A 519-nucleotide genomic window follows, 5' to 3' on the forward strand; every position below is an offset into this window, starting at 1 on the left:
CGCTGGGCCGAGGCCGACGAGGCCTGCCGCATGATCGAAGCCGCGATCCGTGCTGACGCCGAAGCGGTGAAGAAGAAGAAGTGAGCTTCATAGCCTGCTGCGGAAATGCCTGCCTCCCGGCGCGGACGCATTCCGCGTGAAGGGCAAAGCTGCTAGCCTGACATACGACCTTAAGGCGCAGGAGCGAGACTGCACATGACGTTGAGGGGGCAGCGGCCGCTGCGTTTTGCCGTGGCGATGATCATCGGCCCGTCCTTGGCCGCATCTCTGATGGTTGCCCCGGCGGCGGCGACCTCTCTGGAGGAAGAGATGCTGGAGGCGGTGCGCAGCCTGCGCAGCGGCACGCTGTCGCCCGAAGCCACCGCCGAGAACTGCGTCGGGGCCATCGAGGATTCCGACAAGGAAGCCGACTATCGCGCCGTGATGGCGAGCTTCCTGGACGTGCCCCGAAGCGACGCCATTCCGGCCCTCTGCCGGGCCATCATCCGCAGTATCGTCGCCGGCACCCTTACCGAGGAC

Annotated in this window: 1 protein-coding gene; it reads left to right on the forward strand. The window is 66.3% G+C overall.

Features of this window, described 5'->3' with window-relative positions:
• Positions 1-237: 237 nt before the first annotated feature.
• Positions 238-519 (forward strand): hypothetical protein (locus ACKGJN_RS16820; RefSeq protein ID WP_409540722.1); only part of this gene is annotated, 282 nt, incomplete at its 3' end.

The organism is Gillisia xinjiangensis (genome assembly GCF_046298265.1).
Lineage (GTDB): Bacteria > Bacteroidota > Bacteroidia > Flavobacteriales > Flavobacteriaceae > Gillisia > Gillisia xinjiangensis.